This window comes from Aquabacter albus (assembly GCF_040049275.1).
Classification (GTDB): domain Bacteria; phylum Pseudomonadota; class Alphaproteobacteria; order Rhizobiales; family Xanthobacteraceae; genus Aquabacter.
On record NZ_JBDZDT010000012.1, the window covers coordinates 157,951 to 175,764 of the forward strand.

Genomic DNA, 17,814 nt, shown 5'->3' on the forward strand with positions numbered 1-17,814 from the left:
TCAGCGCAAGGCGGCCGGAGGAGGTCACGGGAAGATGCGGTATGACGGCCTTGTTCTAATCCTGCTGTGGCACGAACTGCGTGGCACCATGCGAACCCAGCGCCCGTACGACCTGGCCTGGATTACGCTGGGCGGCGGTATACTCGTCGGCTACGGCGTGGCCGATGCTGTCGTTGCGCTCAGGAATGCCTCGGCCGTCCTGCGGCATGAGGATTTGCTCTGGATGATCGCAGTGCCGTCCGGACTGTTCGGCTTCGGCGGTCTCACGGCTTCGGCGATCGGGCGGCTGACGGCAGCCCGGGCATTCGCGCCATTCCTGAAGGCGTTGCCGATCTCGCTCGAAGCCCGTTGCCGTGCGGCTGGTATCGCGGCTCTGCTAATGGGAATCCCTCTCTTAGTCGCGGCGGGCCTCATGAGCGCCGCTGCGAGCGCCATCGCGGGACCGCCATTTCCCCTGGCCTATGGTTTCCTCGCGTCTGGGCTGTTCGCTACCGGGTACCTGGCGGGGCTGGCCCTGGGGATCGCACGCGCTCGGCGCGGGGACCAAGCCGATCCGGTCCTGACCTCGCGGTCATGTGGAGATGGCAGCCATCCAGGGATTCTGGGGTTGCTCGACCGGGGCAGGCCGGCCTGGCTCAGTTCCTGGGCCTGGAATATACCCGGGCGGGTTCGTATCACCTGGCGGCTTGTGGCGTCCGCGCTGGTGCTTTTTATCGTGGTGACGATCTCGATGGCTGCAAGCCTGGTCAGTCACGCGGCGGCTCCCGCGGCCATGGCTGCGCTCGCGGTTGGCATTGCCGTATTCATGCTGAGCCTCCGGTTCCACCCGCTCGGATCGCCGGTACTCCGCGCCTCACCGATCGGCTTCACGCACGCCAGGCTGCGCCTGATGCGCCTCCCGTTCAAATTGTCGGTGGCCACCTTCGTCCTGCCGGCGAGCGTGGCCGTGGCCGCAGAACCGGCTTCATGGGAGGTGGCCGCAGGCAGCGGCATCGCGCTCCTGGCGCTGAACGCGGCCTATGCCGCCTTCGCTGCTTATTTCATGACGGCGCCGCTTCTCGCCGTAGTCAGCTTTTCCGCCGCCATCGCCTTTTGCGGCTACGAATCCTTTGAATACGGCCGCACGGTGCTTATTGGCTTCGCCACACTCGTCGCATGGCTGTGGCACAAGGCTCGCTCAAGATACAATTATGGATAAGCCAAGCGGAGATGGATCCAGCGGCATCGAACGCGATGAACTTCTCGCGGTTTGCGGCGTCGGTGCGGGCTATGGCGGCAGGCAGGTCGTCACCGGCATCGACCTGACCGTGAACGCGGGCGACATCGTCGGCTTGCTGGGCGCCAATGGATCGGGGAAGTCCACATTGCTGAAGGCCATCACTGGGCAGATCCGCCTGATGAGCGGACGCGTCGCCATCAATGGGATCGACCTCGCCGCTCGGCCGGAAGCGGCGAAGGTGGGGTTCGGGCTGGCCGTGGATGGACCGGAACTGCCGGCGCCGTTGTCTGGCCGGCAGTATCTTGATCTGGTCGCTTCTATCCGGCGCTGCCGCATCGCGGATGACGAATGGGCAGGCCGCATCGCGCGGTTGCGCTTGGCGCCGTGGTTGGACCGACCGATCGCTGAATATTCCCTGGGCACCCGTGCGAAGCTATCGATCGCCGCGGCTTTGCTTGGCTCTCCTCCGCTCCTCATCTTTGATGAAACACTGAATGGCCTCGATCCCGTTGCAGTGTGGGAAGCCAAGTGCCTTATCGCGGAATTAGTCGGCGGCGGAAGCCACGCGGCGATCGTCTCGACCCATGCGGTGGAAGCGGTGCCGGCATTCTGCACCCGAGCTGTGCTCTTGTCCGAGGGCCGGGTCGTCACGGCGTGGGACACTGCGGAACTGAGCAGGGCGGCTGCCGCACCCGGCGGCTTCGAAGACAGTATGATGCAAGCTTTGACTAAAGGTCAGGGCGCTGCGGCAATTGACGGCGCCACAGCGGCGGGAAGAGCTTATTCTCAGAGTGCCTAGCAGGCTTGCACGGCCCGCAATCGCTCCGACTGTGCAATGCCGTGCCGATGGCGACATGCAGGTTCGAGTCCTTCCACCTTCGAGAGGGAGCTGTCCGGTCCTCGACATCTCGCAAAATACCGCCGTTGGCGCTAGCCAGGCCGTCCCCTTAAAGCCTAGCCTGCGGAGCTCGAGCAAAGGGTTTGGTGGCACCTCTAGAGCGGAGTGGCCCTCCCCCTCGGCTTCAGCTGAATGAAGCCTGTCTCGGCTCGGGCGGGCTGATCTCGGCTTCGGTGAAGAGATTGGGGAAAAGCCGTTCACGAAAATCGAGCGGGAAGGCGATCCGAACAGGAGACTTCGGCGTGCTCGACTTGAGAAAACCCCTCTTTGCCAGCGAGGACAATGTGTTCCGAGCGGTTCGCTCGGACGTTCTCAGCACGATGGAGGCGTCCCCTCGCTCGATCGACCCATATTTCAGGACTGCAGCGATCAAGTCCGGCGCCCTCTTGTCGTCGTCGACATCCTTGACCAGAGACCGATATCGATCTTCTAGGCGCTCAAGGTCGAACATGACCTTTGTGAAACGCATCTGGTCCAGGGCCACGGAAAGGAACCACTCGCAAAACTCTTTCAGGGCGGCCGTGGAAAGATTACCGCGCCCGTCGAGGTCGCCCCGGCGCGGACTGTCCGCATGGTCCATCATCTGCTTGTATTCGCCTCGGTCGCGGAGGCCGCGTGCGAGCCCCCTGGAGATCGACCAGAGGCCATGCCCCCCGATTCCCGTTCTGAGGGTCATGGCATGGGACATCAGCCGGCTCACGCGACCATTTCCATCCGGAAAGGGATGGATGTAGTTGAGGCGATGGTGAGCGGAGGCGATCGCTATGATTCGAGTGCTCGCCCAGTTCTCAGCATTTCCAAAGCGCTGCGAAAAATGAGCCATGAATTCATCGACACGTCCGGACGACGGGGGAATGTGCCTTCCGACGGCGACGTCGTCGCTCTCGCTCTTTCTGAATTCTCCGGGAACGATGGGCGCCGTAGATCCGTCTGGGCGCTCAACAAACCGGAACTCCTCCGGCATCTCGTTGTAAAACGCCCGGTGCACCGACTTAATGAACTCCACCGATGTCGGGCTGGGCAGGTTTCCCCGCATGTGCATGTCGTCGATCTGGCGCTGTACGACGACGTGGGCCTTGGCCTCAAGCGCAAGCGCTCGTCTTTCCGGCTCGACTTCCGCGCCCGCCAAGGCCTTCTCGATGTCCCTTGGCCGGGTGTTATGCCCTTCGATCAGGTTCGAATAATATGAATTCATCATCCTGACGAGGTCGGCGAGCTCTGCCAGGGAATCGGGAGGAAGGCCCCGTCCTAGATCGCTGGCCTCGCGCTGCAGGTCGACGGCGAGGTCCGCCAGGACCGGGGGGATTCCGTCCTCGAAGAAGCAGGGCTCGATCCGGCTGGGAGACTCGGTCATTTTTGCCGATCATACTTGGCAGGGAAATCCTTACATATATTGCCATTTGGCTTGGGCAGCGCAATGGGTTGCCGATCTGGGTTGCCGATCTGGCAACTTTGGGGCGGCACTGTTTCCGACCCCCAGATCGCCGCACAGCCAAGCCTCAAAGCGCGCCGCAGTGCTCGAGGCTGCAGGACGCAAGGATGTGATGGAGCGCCTCACTTCCATCCGCCGACGACCTGTGAGACCTTCCTGCCATGTCCGGGTCCCTTCTCCGTCGTCTGCTCGCGATCCTGGTGGTCGTGGGTCTCACCGCCGGGCCGTTCGCCGCCTCCGCGGCCGTCGGGCCGATGGAGCCGTCGGCGGCGATGACGGACGAGGCCATGGCCGGCGACATGCCGTGCTGCCCGGACGAGAAGCCGGTGCTGCCCGACTGCCAGAAGCTCTGCCCGCTGATGATGTCGTGCCTCACCAAGTGCTTCCAGCCGGGGCCATCCGCATCGGCCTGGGATAGATTGGCGCTTCGCCTGACGGATATCATCGCCCTGCGGGACGATGCCCTTCCATCGGGCCTGGCCGCCGAACCTCCGCCAAGACCACCGCGAACCTGAGACCATCGTCGGCTCCCACCGGGAGCCGAACCGCGCGCGTGGCTTAAGCCGCGCGGCGCGAATGCGCAGCCATGCGGCACCAAGCTGCCGCTCCTGCGCGTCTTCACGATGATTCAGGAAACCGGAAAATGACTTCCTTCCGCATGAAGCGGCCCCTCCTCGCGGGGCTCGCTGCCCTTGCCGTATCCGTCGCCGCGACCTCGGCGTGGGCGGACCCACAAGACTACCAGTTCCAGCTCGTCCAGACCGAGGTGAAGGTTGGCGATGGCGCCATCGTCGCCGTCCGGCTCATCGACAAGAAGTCGGGGAAGGCGGTGCCCGACGCCGTCATCTTCGCCAAGCGCATCGACATGGCGCCCGACGGCATGGAGATGATGGCCTCCCCCATCGAGCAGGTCACCTCCACCGAGCCGGGCGTCTACCGCTTCAAGACCAAGCTCTCGATGGAAGGCGGTTGGCGACTGTCGCTCGGCGCCAAGGTCCAGGGCGAGACCGGAACGGTCGAGGACAAGCTGGTCCTGAAGGCCGTGCCGTGACACGGACCGCCCTTGCGGGCCTCACCCTCGTCGCCGTTCTGGCGGCGGGGGCCGGAGGCTATTGGGCCGGGCAGCACGGCGTCGTGCTCCCCGGTTCCTCCACCCCTGCGTCCACTTCAATGAATGCTGCGGGGCGGACGCCTCCCGTCGCTTCGGGTCCCATCATCTATTACCGGGACCCCGACGGCCGCCCGGCCTATTCGCTCGATCTACGCAAGACCGACGACGGGCGGGACTTCCTGCCCGTCCGGGCGAGCGAGGACGTGAGCTTCGAGGACCGTCCACCCGCCCCGGCGGTGGCGGCGGCCGACGCCGCACCGAGGAAGATCCTCTACTACCGCAACCCCATGGGCCTGCCGGATACCTCGCCCGTGCCGAAGAAGGATTCCATGGGGATGGACTACATCCCCGTCCATGAAGGCGAGGATGAGGACGGAACGGTCGTCAAGATCGCACCCGGTAAGCTGCAACGGACGGGCGTGCGGTCGGAGACGGCTTCGGAACGCGCGATCCTGCGGCGAGTGCGCGTGCCCGGAACGGTCCAGCCGGACGAGCGCAGCATCTCGGTGGTGGCGGTCCCCGCGGATTCTTTCGTCGGCGCCGTGGAGAAGGTCACCACGGGCGACAGGGTCCGCAAGGGCCAGCCCCTCCTGGAGCTGCGCTCCGCCGACATCGCCACGGCCGCCGTCCAGCTCCTGATCAGCCCCGGTTATGAAGGCTCCCACCGGCGCCTGTCGAATCTCGGTGTCCCGGAAGAGGTGATCGCTGAGATCGAACGGACGCGGAAGGTGCCGCCGGCATTCCGCTGGTCCGCCCCACGCGACGGCGTCGTGCTGGAGCGCAACGCCGTCGAAGGCATGAAGGTGTCGGCGGGCGAGGTCCTGTTCCGGATTGCCGACCTCTCGACGGTCTGGGTCCTGGCCGACGTGCCCGAATACGACCTCGCCAGCATTGCACCCGGCCAATCCGCCACCGTCCGCGTCCGCAGCCTGCCGGGCCGGACATTCGAGGGGCGCGTCGCCCTCATCTATCCGCAGGTGGCCAAGGAGACGCGGACCACCAAGGTGCGGATCGAGATCCCCAACCCGGATGGCGTCCTGCGCCCGGACATGTACGCCGACGTCGAGATCGCGGCGGGCAGCGGCAGCCCGGTGGTGGCGGTCTCCGACAGCGCGGTGATCGACACAGGGATGCGCCAGGTGGTGATCCTGGACAAGGGCGAGGGCCGCTTCGAGCCGCGTGACGTGACGATCGGCCTTCAGGGCGACGGCTACACCGAGATCCGCGCCGGGGTCAGTCCGGGCGACCGCGTCGTCGTCTCCGCCAATTTCCTGATCGACGCCGAAAGCAACCTGAAAGCCGCGCTCCGCGGCATGGCCAAGGCGGAGGAGACGCCATGATCGCCCGGCTCATCGCCTGGTCCGCGCGCAACCTAGTCCTAATCCTCGTCGGCACCGTGTTTGCCGTCGCGGCTGGGATCTATGCGGTGAGAACCTTGCCGCTCGACGCCATCCCGGACCTCTCCGACGTCCAGGTGATCGTCTACACCGACTATCCCGGTCAGGCGCCCCAGGTGGTGGAGGACCAGGTCACTTATCCCCTCACCACGGCCATGCTGACCGTGCCCAGGTCGAAGGTGGTGCGCGGCTTCTCCTTCTTCGGCGTGTCCTTCGTCTACGTGATCTTCGAGGACGGCACCGATCCGTACTGGGCCCGCAGCCGGGTGCTCGAATATCTCAACACGGCCGCACAGCGCCTGCCCTCCGGCGTCACCCCGAGCCTCGGCCCGGATGCGACGGGCGTCGGCTGGGTCTACCAATATGCCGTCATCGCCAAGGACATGACGCTCGCCGAGCTGCGCTCGCTCCAGGACTGGGTGATCCGTTTCGCCGCCTCCAAGGCCGAGGGCGTCGCGGAGGTGGCGAGCGTCGGCGGCTTCGTCAAGCAGTACAACATCGTCGTCGACCCGCTGCGGCTGCGCGCGCAGGGCATCTCCCTGGCGATGGTGCGCGACGCCGTGCGCGCCAGCAACCGGGACGTGGGCGGGCGCACGCTGGAGCTCTCCGAGTTCGAGTTCATGGTGCGCGGCCGCGGCTACATCAAGACGACGGCGGACATCGAGGACATCGTCCTGAAGTCCGATGGCGGCGTTCCGCTGCGCCTTAGGGACGTCGCCCGTGTCGAGATCGGTCCGGATGAGCGGCGCGGCATCACCGAGCTAAACGGCGAGGGCGAGGTGGCGAGCGGCATCGTCTTGCAGCGCTTCGGTGCCAACGCCCTGACGGTCATCGACAACGTGAAGCAGCGTCTCGCCAAGATTGCGGGCAGCCTGCCGAAGGGCGCGGAAATCGTGCCCGTCTACGACCGCTCGCACCTGATCGGGGCGGCGATCGACACCCTGACGCGCACGCTGTTGGAGGAGAGCGTCATCGTCGCCCTCGTCTGCATCGTCTTCCTGCTCCACCTGCGCAGCGCGCTGGTCGCCATCCTCATGCTGCCGGTGGGCATCCTCATGGCCTTCGCCGCCATGAAGCCGGTGGGCATCGGGTCGAACATCATGAGCCTGGGCGGCATCGCCATCGCAGTCGGCGCCATGATCGATGCCGCCATCGTCATGATCGAGAACGCCCACAAGCACTTGGAGCGCGGACCGCCGGGCAAGCCCCGCATCGAGATTCTGGTGGAGGCGGCGAGCGAGGTCGGGCCCGCGCTGTTCTTCAGCCTGCTCGTGATCACTGTTTCCTTCCTGCCCATCTTCACCTTGGAATCGCAGGAAGGGCGGCTGTTCGGCCCGCTCGCCTTCACCAAGACCTTCGCCATGGCGGGGGCGGCCTTCCTGTCGGTGACGCTGGTACCCGCGCTCATGGTGATCTTCGTCCGCGGCCGGATCATCCCCGAGCACAGGAACCCCATCAACCGCGGGCTGATCCAGGTCTATCGCCCGATCATCCGGGGCGTGCTGAAGGCGAAGACACTGGCGATCCTGCTCGCGCTGGCGGCGCTGGCGGTCACGGTCTGGCCCGCGCGCCAGCTCGGCTCCGAGTTCATGCCAAGTCTCGACGAGGGCACGCTGCTCTACATGCCCACCACGTTGCCGGGAATCTCCGTCACCAAGGCGGCAGAACTCCTCCAGATGCAGGACCGCATCATCAAGACGTTCCCGGAGGTGGAGTCCGTCTACGGCAAGGCAGGGCGCGCCCTGACCGCGACGGACCCGGCGCCCACCGAGATGTTCGAGACCATCATCAACCTGAAGCCGAAGGACCAGTGGCGCCCCGGCGTCACCGTCGACAGCCTGAAGACGGAGATGGACAAGGCCCTCCAGTTCCCGGGCGTCTCGAACGCCTGGACCATGCCGATCCGCGCCCGCATCGACATGCTCTCCACCGGCATCCGCACCCCCGTCGGCGTGAAGGTATTTGGCACCGACCTCGCCGAGATGGAGAAGATCGCGCGCCAAATCGAGGCCGTGCTGAGGACCGTGCCGGGTACATCCAGCGCCTATGCCGAGCGAGTGATCGGCGGTTACTACCTTGATATCGTCCCGGACCGCACGGCGCTCGGCCGCTATGGCCTCGCCGTCGGAGACGTGCAGGACGTGATCGCCACCGCCCTAGGCGGGGAGACCGTCACCACGACAGTGGAGGGACGCGAGCGCTACGGCGTCAACATCCGCTATCCCCGGGATCTGCGGTCAAACCCGCGTGCCATCGCCACCGACGTTCAGGTCCCCTTGCCCGGTGGAGGTACGGTCCCGCTTGGGGAAGTGGCGAAGGTGGAGCTCACGCGCGGCGCCACTTCGATCCGCACCGAGAACGGCCAGCTCGCCGTCTACATCTACGTGGATATCGAGGGTCGAGACCTCGGCGGCTACGTGGCCGATGCTCAGAAGGCGGTGGCGGCATCGGTGACGCTGCCGGCCGGCACGTCCATCGGCTGGAGCGGGCAGTTCGAATACTTGCAACGGGCCGAGGCGCGGATGCAGATCGTCGTGCCCGTCACGCTGCTCATCATCTTCCTGCTGCTCTACCTCAACTTCCGGCGCCTGACAGAGACGCTGATCGTCATGCTCTCGCTGCCGTTCGCCCTGGTGGGCGGCATCTGGCTGATGTGGTGGCTCGGCTTCAACATGTCGGTCGCGGTGGCGGTGGGCTTCATCGCCCTCGCCGGGGTCGCGGTGCAGACCGGCGTCATCATGCTGATCTATCTCGACCAGGCCTTGGGAGAGCTTCGGGAGAAGCGCGCGCGGGACGGGCTCCCCTTCACCCGCGCCGACCTCCACGAGGCGATCATGCTCGGTGCCGTGGAGCGGGTGCGGCCGAAAATGATGACCGTCGTCGCCATCATGGCAGGGCTCGTGCCCATCCTGTGGAGCACCGGCGCCGGTTCGGAATTGATGCAGCGCATCGCCGTGCCGATGATCGGCGGCATGGTGTCCTCGACCGCGCTCACCCTGGTGGTGATCCCGGCCATCTATGCCCTCGTGAAGGGCTGGCATGTGCCCAGGGAGATGGAAGCCGACGCGCGGGTGCGCGATCCCGCGCTCGGCGCGGCGGAATGAAGGGAGGAGAACATGATGCACGACATGATGGGAGGGATCGACTGGCCCATGGGGCTCGTCAGCCTCATCGGGGCCATCGTGCTCCTGCTGGTGGTGGCGGCACTCGTGAAGTACGTCTTCTTTCGATGATCGAGGATCCGCAGACAGGCCCAGACACGCCGATTCCGGTCGTTAGGGTCGTAGCCCGGTAGCCGCAGATGTGTCCTGCCTTTCATGCCGCAGCTCGATCGGTCCTGCCCCTGGCGCTCGCTCGCGAATTTTTGAACTCGGCCAACCACGCGATGTTCCGCCGGCACGGAACTTCGGGCGAATGGAGCACGGTGGCGAAACGAAGTCGGGGTTGCCATGCGGAATGATCCGCCTATCCTGCGCCGCATGCTTCGTGCCCTTCGTAACCTCCTGCTGCTCGTCGCCGCGATCACGTTCGCGGTGTCCGGGATCAGCTGGGGTTATGCCAACGCAAGCGCCGTTCTTGGCAGTGGGGACACCGCCCATCATCGGGCGATGGCCGAAGCACAAGATGGGCATCGGCACGAGGCGCAGCACGCCTCCGACGCCCATCATCATGCCTCGGAGGCTGCCGATCCCTGCACGGACAAGGCGGCTTGCGGCGAGGGCCACGCCCACGTCGGGGATGCGAGCTCGTGCTGCGCGGCGGCGTGCCATATGGCCATCCCGACCGCGTTCCACGCGCCGTCGGTGACCCTGCTGGCCCTCGGCACACAGGCCCTGCCGCCCGATACCGACGGCATCCAGGCCTCGATGATGCGGCTCGATCGGCCGCCGAAGTTCTCCAGCTCCCAGATCGGCTGATCCGTCTCACGATCGTCGAGGACGCATCAGACCCGCTCGCCGCGGATGATCTTCGCTCATCCCTACCGAGCGGGTGCTGACGTCTACGGACCAAGGCCGTCCGACCCCGGTTGCCATGGCATCCGGACACGGTGGTTGGCAATCCTCCTCTCCTCGACCGGTCCCTGACCCAGCCGACGGCAGGCCGCGGCCGCGCACTGCGCGCCCGCGCCCATAGCCCATCCGTTCCCGGCTGTAGAGCGGCGCCCCCGACGGGTCCGCACCCCCGAGGTCATTCATGAAGTCATTGGTTCCGACGGCCCTCGCCGTCCTCGTCTCCGCATGTTCCGGTCCGCCGCCCATCACCAGCGGCCCGGATCCAGCCGACCCCTCGGTTGTCGTGCCCGCCGTCCGGTACGCTCCGGTCCTGGCGGGCGACATCGACTACCGACCCGTGCCGCCGCGCTCCTGGATCGAGCAGAACCAGGGCCTGACGCCCGGTCAGGGAGGGCGGTGATGGCTCCGCTTCCTTCCGGGATGGTGCTCGCCATCCCATTGGCGCTGCTGCTGGGCGGATGCGTGACCTTCACTCCCGACGGCGGCATGGCCCCCGTCGCCAGCCAGGTCTCGGCCGACATCGGCGGGCAGGTGGTGAAGATCACGTCCGAGGAACAGGCCGCGACGGTGCGGGCACGCGTGTCCGCGCTCCTGTCCCGGCCCCTCGATGCCCGTGTCGCCCTCCAGGTCGCCCTCCTCAACAACCGGGGACTCCAGGCGCAATACAACGCCTTGGGCATCTCCGAGGCCGCCTACGTGGCGGCGAGCCTTCCACCGAATCCCAGCTTCGGGGTGGAGCGGCTGAATGGCGGTGGGGAACTCGACGTGGAGCGGCGGCTGGTCGCGAACGTGCTGGCGCTCCTGACGCTTCCCGCCCGCAGCGAGATCGCCGGCGTCCAGTTCGAGGCTGCCCGCCAGCGGGCGATCGAGGCGACCCTCAGAACCGCCGCCGAGGCTCGTCGCGCCTATTACCGGGCCGTGGCAGCGCGCCAGACGGAGGCCTTCCTCGAGAAGGCCCGCCTCACGGCGGATGCGGCCGCCGACCTCACCGTCAAGCTCGGCGAGACGGGGGCGGCGACGAAGCTCGACCAGGCGAGGGCCAGCGCCTTCTACGCCGAGGTATCGAACGAGCTCGCCCGGGCACGCCTCAAGTCCGCGACGGACCGGGAGGCCCTGACCCGGCAACTCGGCCTGTGGGGCAACGACGTCGGCTACAGGCTGCCGTCCCAGCTCCCGCGGCTGCCGGGGCGCATCCGGACCGAACCCCAGGTGGAGGTCGAGGCGGTGCTCAAGCGCACCGACCTCATCGCGGCTCGGCTCGAGCTCGACGCCATGGCGAAGTCCCTCGGCCTCACGCAGGCGACGCGCTTCGTCTCCCTCATCGAGGGGGGATACCGCGGCAATTACCAGCGCGCGGACGGGGAGACCCTGCGTCCCCAGGGTTTCGAGCTGGAGGTCCAGGTGCCGATCTTCGACCTCGGCGAGACCAACGTCCGCCGGGCGAAGGAGACCTACATGCAGGCGGTGAACCTCCTCATGGAGAAGGCGGTGAACGTCCGCTCCGAGGCACGGGCCGCCTACGTGACCTACCGGGCGAGCTACGACATCGCCCGCCAGTACCAGGCGAGGATCCTCCCCCTGCGCAAGACCATCAATGAGCAGGCGCTGCTGGAATACAACGGCATGCTCATCGACGTCTTCGAATTGCTCACCACGGAGCGGGAGAGCATCGACAGCAACGTCTCCGCCATCGGCGCCCAGCGCGACTTCTTCCTGGCGGAGGTGGATTTCCAGACGGCCATCATCGGCGGCGGTGCGGGAGGCAGGGAAACCGTTCTCGCCTCTGCGGCCGCCGGTGCCAGCGACTGATCGGAGACGAACCATGCCCGTTTCAAGACGAGGATTCCTCGGAGCCTCCGGCGCCCTGGCGCTGGTGAGCGCAGGCGCGGTCTCCGGCCGCGTCCAGGCGGCCTCCATTCCCGAGGCCGCCACCATGAAGGAGGCGACCATGCAGCCGCCCCTGTTCCCGACCACGGGCCCGGACTACCAGCCCGTAGTCACCCTCAATGGTTGGACCGCGCCATGGCGCATGAACGGTGACTGGAAGGAATTCCATCTCGTCGCCGAGCCCGTGGTGCGGGAGATCGCGCCGGGGATGGTGGCCCATCTGTGGGGCTACAACGGCCAGTCACCCGGCCCCACCATCGAGGCGGTGGAAGGCGACAAGGTGCGCATCTTCGTCACCAACAGGCTGCCGGAGCACACCACCATCCACTGGCACGGGCAGATCCTGCCAAACGGCATGGATGGCGTCGGCGGCCTCACCCAACCCCACATCAAGCCGGGGAAGACCTTCGTCTACGAGTTCCAGCTCCGAAAGAGCGGGACCTTCATGTACCACCCCCATGCGGACGAGATGGTCCAGATGGCCATGGGCATGATGGGCTTCTTCGTGGTGCATCCGAAGGACCCGTCCTTCCGCCGCGTGGATCGGGACTTCGTCTTCCTCCTCAATGCCTACGACATCGAGCCCGGGGCCTACGTGCCCAAGGTCAACACGATGCTCGACTTCAACCTGTGGACCTGGAACAGCCGCGCCTTCCCCGGCATCGACCCGCTCGTGGTGGGAAAGGGCGACAAGGTCCGCATCCGGTTCGGCAATCTCACCATGACGAACCATCCCATCCACATGCACGGCTACGACTTCAAGGTCTCGTGCACGGATGGCGGATGGGTGCCGGAGGCGGCCGCCTGGCCGGAGGTGACCATCGACTGCGCGGTCGGCCAGATGCGTGCCTTCGACTTCGTGGCCGATCACGAGGGGGACTGGGCGATCCACTGCCACAAGTCCCACCACACCATGAACGCCATGGGCCACGACGTGCGCACGTACATCGGGGCCAACCTGAAGCAGGCGGCCGGCAAGATCCGCAAGCTCGTGCCCGACTACATGCCCATGGGCGCCAAGGGCATGGCGGACATGGGCGAAATGGAGATGCCGCTGCCCGACAACACCCTGCCCATGATGACCGGCTTCGCCCAGTTCGGCCCGGTGGAGATGGGCGGCATGTTCTCGGTGGTCAAGGTGCGCGAGGGCCTTGAGCGCAACGACTACAAGGACCCGGGCTGGTTCAAGAACCCGCCGGGCACCGTCGCGTTCGAGTGGACCGGCGAGAACAAGGCCGCCGAGCGCGCGCCCGCGCCCGCCTACGACCCCGCCCGGACCATCGAGGTCGACGTCGTCAAGCCCGGCACCGCGCGGGCGGGTGGACACCGGCACTGAATTTCCCCGATCCCAAGTTCAACGAGAGGACCAACCATGAAGACTTGCCTCATCGCCGCCGCATTGCTTTCGGCGGTCGTTTCCGCCGCTCCCGCCTTCGCCGACGCGGGACATGCCCATGGCGACGAACGAGCCTATGGCGAGCCAGGCAATCCGAAGCAGCCCGCGCGGGTGGTTCAGATCGTCATGAGCGAAGCGGACGGGAAGATGCAGTTCATCCCGAACAAGATCGAGATCAAGACCGGCGAACAGGTCCGGTTCGTGATCCGCAACAACGGCGACCTCGACCACGAGATCGTCCTCGCGACGCTTCAGGACAACCTCAAGCACGCCGAGGAGATGCGCAAGAACCCCGACATGGAGCACGACGATCCCAACGCCAAGCGCCTGATGCCGAAGAAGACGGGCGAGATCGTCTGGAAGTTCACGAAGGCGGGAACCTTCGACTTCTCCTGTCTCATCCCGGGCCACCGAGAGGCCGGGATGTTCGGCACCATCATCGTCAAGTGACCCAATCAAGGAGACTCATCATGCGCAAGCTGTTGCTGTCCGCCGCATTCCTGCTCACGACCGCCGCGGCGTTTGCCCAGGTCGCTCCCGTCAGCGGCGAGGTGACCAAGGTCGACGCGGCGCAAGGCAAGATCACCCTCAAGCACGCCGCCATCCCGAACCTGGACATGGACGCCATGACGATGGTGTTCGCTGCCGGCGATCCGGCGATGCTCAAGGCCGTGAAGCCTGGCGACAAGGTCACCTTCGAGGCCGACCGGGTGAACGGACGGCTCACCGTCACCAAGATCCAGAAGGCGAAGTGATCCGAACGCCCGTGGGGCGGGGTACCGTCCCACAGGCAAACAAGCGCTCCGGCGGATCGGGGACATGGATCATTCCGTATCTCGATCCGGGAATGGGGCGAAGGCAAAGGAGACCCCCATGACCATCAGGTCCCTCGTTCTGGCGGGAGTGCTGACCGTGCTTTCGGTCGCTCCCGCCCTCTCCGATCCCGATTCCTCCCGACTGTCGCAAAGGGAGAAGGAACGGCACGAGTTCCGTGACGTCCAGCGCGGCCAGGTCCCACTCCTTCAGTGCCCCAGGAACACGGCGCCGCATGGGGCGTCGGCGACGCCTCGCATACCGGCGAACTGATCGGGCGACCGCTTGCTCCTCATCCCAGCGACGCCCGCCGCAGCCTGAGGGCGTTGGCGATAACGCTGACCGAGGAGAGCGCCATGGCGAGGGCCGCGATGATCGGCGAGAGCAGCAGGCCGAAGGCGGGATAGAGCACCCCCGCCGCGATCGGCACCCCGGCAGCGTTGTAGATGAAGGCGAAGAACAGGTTCTGGCGGATGTTGCCCATGGTGGCCCGGCTGAGCTGACACGCGCGCACGATGCCCTGGAGGTCGCCCTTCAGGAGCGTCACGCCCGCGCTCTCGATGGCCACGTCCGTGCCCGTGCCCATGGCGATGCCCACGTCGGCGGCGGCCAGCGCCGGGGCGTCGTTCACGCCATCGCCCGCCATCGCGACGATCCGGCCCTCCTTCCGCAACTTCGCGACCACCTTCGCCTTGTCCTCGGGCAGGATCTCGGCCTCGACCTCCGCGATGCCGAGCTTGCGGGCGACCGCCTGCGCGGTCGTCCTGTTGTCGCCGGTCAGCATGACGACCCGGATGCCCGCGCCGCGGAGCGCCGTGACGGCGGCGGGCGTCGTCGCCTTGACGGGGTCGGCAATGGCGACGAGGCCACCGAGGCGTCCGTCGATCTAGATGAAGATCACGGTCGCGCCTTCGCCGCGCAGCGCCTCGGCCTCCCCCGCGAGGGCAGAGAGGTCGACATGCTCCTCGGACATGATGCGGTGGCTGCCGATGACCAGCCTGCGCCCGTCCACCGTTCCCGTCACGCCCTTGCCGACGGGGCTGTCGAAGTCCTCGGCGGTGCCGAGCGCAAGGTTGCGTTCCTGCGCCGCGGCGACGATGGCTGCGGCCAGGGGATGCTCGCTCGCCCGCTCCAGGGTCGCCGCGAGGCGCAGCAGCTCCGCTTCGTCCATTCCCGCCGCGGCCTTCAAGGCCGTGACCTTCGGCTTGCCCTCGGTGAGGGTCCCGGTCTTGTCGACCACCAGCGTGTCGATCCGCTCGAAGCGTTCCAGAGCCTCGGCATTCTTGATGAGGACGCCGAGACCGGCGCCCCGGCCGACGTCGACCATGATGGACATGGGCGTCGCGAGGCCGAGCGCGCAGGGACAGGCGATGATCAGGACCGCGACGGCGGCGATCAGGCCGTGGGCGAAGCGCGGCTCGGGTCCCCAGATACCCCACGCGGCGAAGGCGAGGATGGCGATGGCGATCACCGCTGGCACGAACCAGCCGGACACCTCGTCGGCGAGCCGCTGGATCGGCGCGCGGGAGCGCTGGGCCTCCGCCACCATGTGGACGATCCGGGCGAGCATCGTGTCCCGCCCGACGCGGCCCGCCCGCATGATGAAGCCCCCGGTCTGGTTGAGCGTGCCGCCGATGAGCTTCGCCCCGACCTCCTTGGTGACCGGCATGGATTCGCCGGTGATCATGGATTCGTCCACGGAGCTGCGGCCCTCGAGCAGGTCCCCGTCCACGGGAACCTTCTCCCCGGGACGAACCCGGAGGCGGTCGCCGACGGCGACCACGTCCAGCGAGACGTCCTCGTCGGAGCCGTCGTCCCGCACGCGGCGGCCGGTCTTGGGGGCGAGGTCGAGCAGGGCACGGATGGCGCCGCCCGTCTGCTCCCGGGCGCGCAGCTCGAGGACTTGGCCCAGCAGCACCAGGACCGTGATGACGGCGGCCGCCTCGAAGTAGATGGCGACGGATCCGTCGGCGGCGCGGAACGTATCCGGGAAGGCCTGCGGCACGGCGGTGGCCACCACGCTGTAGATCCAGGCCACCCCCGTCCCCATGGCGATCAGCGTGAACATGTTGAGATGGCGCGTTACGAGGGAGCGCCCCGCCCGCACGAAGAACGGCCAGCCTGCCCACAGCACCACCGGGGTCGCCAGGACGAGCTGGACCCAGTTGGCGGCCTTGGCGCCGAGCAGCATGTGGAGGTTGGTGAGGTGCCCGCCCATCTCCAGTGCGAGGACCGGCACGGTGAGGACGAGGCCGATCCAGAACCGTCGCGTCATGTCCACGAGCTCGGCGCTCGGACCGGTCTCCTGCGTCGCTACCTCCGGTTCCAGCGCCATGCCGCAGATGGGGCAATTGCCGGGACCGATCTGCCGGATCTGCGGATGCATGGGGCAGGTGTAGATCACGCCCTTGGGCTGGCCCCCGCCCGCCTTGGGAGTGGGCACCCCGGCGAGGTAGGCCGAAGGGTTCGCCTCGAACTTCGCCTGGCAGCCCGCCGAGCAGAAGTAATGGGTCGTCCCGTCGCGGGTGGAGCGGTGGGTGGCGGTCGCCGGATCCACCTCCATATCGCAGACCGGATCCTTCACGAGAGAGGCATGCGACCCGTCCGTGCCTGCGTGGGAATGCGTGCCATGGTCGTGGTGGTGGGCATGGCCCGAATGGGTGTGCGGTTCAGTCATGGGAGGGAGCTCCGGGATGGTGGGGCTTCGGGCCGGATGCGGTGCCGATCCGAGGGATGAACGCGGGCACGGCGCGCGCGTAGGCGTCCCATTCGGGACCGACTTCGGCCCTGAAGGCGTCCTCCTCCCGCCGGGCGAGGCGGACGTAGACCCACGCCAGGATCGGGAACATGGCGAGGGTCACGAGGGTCGGCCACTGCATGAGGAAGCCGAACATGGGCGTACGCGCCCGTGGTCGCCAGCCGATGTTCCCGCTGGGCCGCATGGAGCACGTGCCAGCTCGTGGCGAGCAGCCAGAACCCGGCGAAGATCAGGACGTCGCTGAGGATGTGGAACGGGCCGAAGTGCGGGTTCATGCGCCACCCGAACATCGTCTCGAGCAGGTGTCCCGCATCGTGCGAGAGGAAGTCCACCCCGGGGAACTGCCGCCCGAGCCCATCCCGACAGCAGGTAGATGGTCAGGGGGAAGCCGTACATCTCGGTGAACAGCGCGACGACGAAGGCCGAGAAGGCGCCGAGCGACCGCCAGTCCAGGGAGGTGCGCAGCCGGACGAAGCTCGCGGCGAACAGGATGAACACCGCGGAATTGATGATCACCAGGCCCCAGAGGCCGTAGGCGGGAGATCCGTTCATCGGGGACCTCCCTCGGAGCGGCTCGGAGCGGCTCCTGCGCCGTGGTGGTGCCCGCCGCCATGACCGTGATGCATGAACAGGTGCATCAGGGGACAGGCGAGGAGCAGCAGGAGCGGCAGGTAGCCCAGGACGTGGGCACGGTGCTCGGAGAACAGCAGGAAAGCCGCGATGAGCAGGAAGCCGATGGCGACGAGGCCTCCCTTGGATCGCCAGAAGCCGCCCGACGGGCGATCGGCTGGCCGACCGCGGTCGTCGTTGGCGGCGGCGAGATGATCTGCGTTATGGTGCATGGACATGGTCGGATTCTCCGGGATGGGTCGGGGCCGCGCCCGCGGCGG

Annotated in this window: 14 protein-coding genes and 2 pseudogenes; 12 read left to right on the forward strand and 4 right to left on the reverse strand. The window is 66.9% G+C overall.

Going from position 1 to position 17,814, the window contains the following annotated elements; genetic code table 11:
• Positions 1-34 precede the first annotated feature (34 nt).
• Positions 35-1,198 carry a hypothetical protein gene (locus tag ABLE91_RS26070; RefSeq protein WP_348935460.1) on the forward strand — a complete coding sequence of 388 codons (1,164 nt, stop codon included), beginning with the start codon at positions 35-37 and terminating at the stop codon, positions 1,196-1,198.
• A complete protein-coding gene (locus ABLE91_RS26075; protein WP_348935461.1) occupies positions 1,191-2,018 on the forward strand; it encodes an ABC transporter ATP-binding protein in 828 nt (275 codons plus the stop codon). The genes ABLE91_RS26070 and ABLE91_RS26075 overlap by 8 nt, the downstream gene beginning before the upstream one ends.
• A 223-nt stretch (positions 2,019-2,241) precedes the next feature.
• Here ABLE91_RS26075 and ABLE91_RS26080 read toward each other — a convergent pair whose 3' ends face one another.
• A complete protein-coding gene (locus tag ABLE91_RS26080; protein WP_348935462.1) occupies positions 2,242-3,471 on the reverse strand; it encodes a Fic family protein in 1,230 nt (409 codons plus the stop codon).
• Positions 3,472-3,710: 239 nt separating this feature from the next.
• Between ABLE91_RS26080 and ABLE91_RS26085 the strand changes: the two genes are divergently transcribed.
• The 10 genes from ABLE91_RS26085 (at position 3,711) to ABLE91_RS26130 (ending at position 14,108) form a co-directional block, all read left to right on the forward strand.
• A complete protein-coding gene (locus ABLE91_RS26085; RefSeq protein ID WP_348935463.1) occupies positions 3,711-4,064 on the forward strand; it encodes a hypothetical protein in 354 nt (117 codons plus the stop codon).
• A gap of 128 nt (positions 4,065-4,192) precedes the next feature.
• Complete coding sequence (locus tag ABLE91_RS26090; protein WP_348935464.1) at positions 4,193-4,600, forward strand: FixH family protein; 408 nt, start codon at positions 4,193-4,195, stop codon at positions 4,598-4,600.
• Positions 4,597-6,000 carry an efflux RND transporter periplasmic adaptor subunit gene (locus ABLE91_RS26095; protein WP_348935465.1) on the forward strand — a complete coding sequence of 468 codons (1,404 nt, stop codon included), beginning with the start codon at positions 4,597-4,599 and terminating at the stop codon, positions 5,998-6,000. Before ABLE91_RS26090 ends, ABLE91_RS26095 begins: the two co-directional genes overlap by 4 nt.
• The gene (locus ABLE91_RS26100; RefSeq protein WP_348935466.1) at positions 5,997-9,161 is read left to right on the forward strand and encodes an efflux RND transporter permease subunit; all 3,165 of its coding nucleotides are present in this window, start codon (positions 5,997-5,999) and stop codon (positions 9,159-9,161) included. Before ABLE91_RS26095 ends, ABLE91_RS26100 begins: the two co-directional genes overlap by 4 nt.
• 345 nt (positions 9,162-9,506) lie before the next feature.
• Complete coding sequence (locus tag ABLE91_RS26105; protein WP_348935467.1) at positions 9,507-9,974, forward strand: hypothetical protein; 468 nt, start codon at positions 9,507-9,509, stop codon at positions 9,972-9,974.
• Positions 9,975-10,251: 277 nt separating this feature from the next.
• Positions 10,252-10,470: a hypothetical protein gene (locus tag ABLE91_RS26110; RefSeq protein ID WP_348935468.1), complete on the forward strand. Its 219-nt coding sequence runs from the start codon at positions 10,252-10,254 to the stop codon at positions 10,468-10,470.
• On the forward strand, positions 10,470-11,879 hold the full coding sequence (locus ABLE91_RS26115) for a TolC family protein (protein WP_348935470.1): 1,410 nt from the start codon (positions 10,470-10,472) through the stop codon (positions 11,877-11,879). The genes ABLE91_RS26110 and ABLE91_RS26115 overlap by 1 nt, the downstream gene beginning before the upstream one ends.
• A 13-nt stretch (positions 11,880-11,892) precedes the next feature.
• Positions 11,893-13,293, forward strand: a complete 1,401-nt coding sequence (locus ABLE91_RS26120; RefSeq protein ID WP_348935471.1) for a multicopper oxidase family protein — start codon at positions 11,893-11,895, stop codon at positions 13,291-13,293.
• Positions 13,294-13,329: 36 nt separating this feature from the next.
• Positions 13,330-13,803 carry a cupredoxin domain-containing protein gene (locus ABLE91_RS26125; RefSeq protein ID WP_348935472.1) on the forward strand — a complete coding sequence of 158 codons (474 nt, stop codon included), beginning with the start codon at positions 13,330-13,332 and terminating at the stop codon, positions 13,801-13,803.
• 20 nt (positions 13,804-13,823) lie between these two features.
• Positions 13,824-14,108, forward strand: a complete 285-nt coding sequence (locus ABLE91_RS26130; RefSeq protein WP_348935473.1) for a copper-binding protein — start codon at positions 13,824-13,826, stop codon at positions 14,106-14,108.
• A gap of 350 nt (positions 14,109-14,458) precedes the next feature.
• Here the strand turns inward: ABLE91_RS26130 and ABLE91_RS26135 are convergent.
• From ABLE91_RS26135 to ABLE91_RS26145, 3 genes and pseudogenes are all read right to left on the reverse strand, one after another.
• Positions 14,459-16,843 (reverse strand): annotated as a pseudogene (locus tag ABLE91_RS26135) (heavy metal translocating P-type ATPase).
• Positions 16,836-17,476: pseudogene (locus tag ABLE91_RS26140) on the reverse strand (methyltransferase family protein). Before ABLE91_RS26140 ends, ABLE91_RS26135 begins: the two co-directional pseudogenes overlap by 8 nt.
• Positions 17,473-17,772 (reverse strand): DUF2933 domain-containing protein, encoded by a 300-nt coding sequence (locus ABLE91_RS26145; RefSeq protein ID WP_348935474.1) that lies wholly within the window; start codon positions 17,770-17,772, stop codon positions 17,473-17,475. The pseudogene ABLE91_RS26140 and the gene ABLE91_RS26145 overlap by 4 nt, the downstream one beginning before the upstream one ends.
• Positions 17,773-17,814 lie beyond the last annotated feature (42 nt).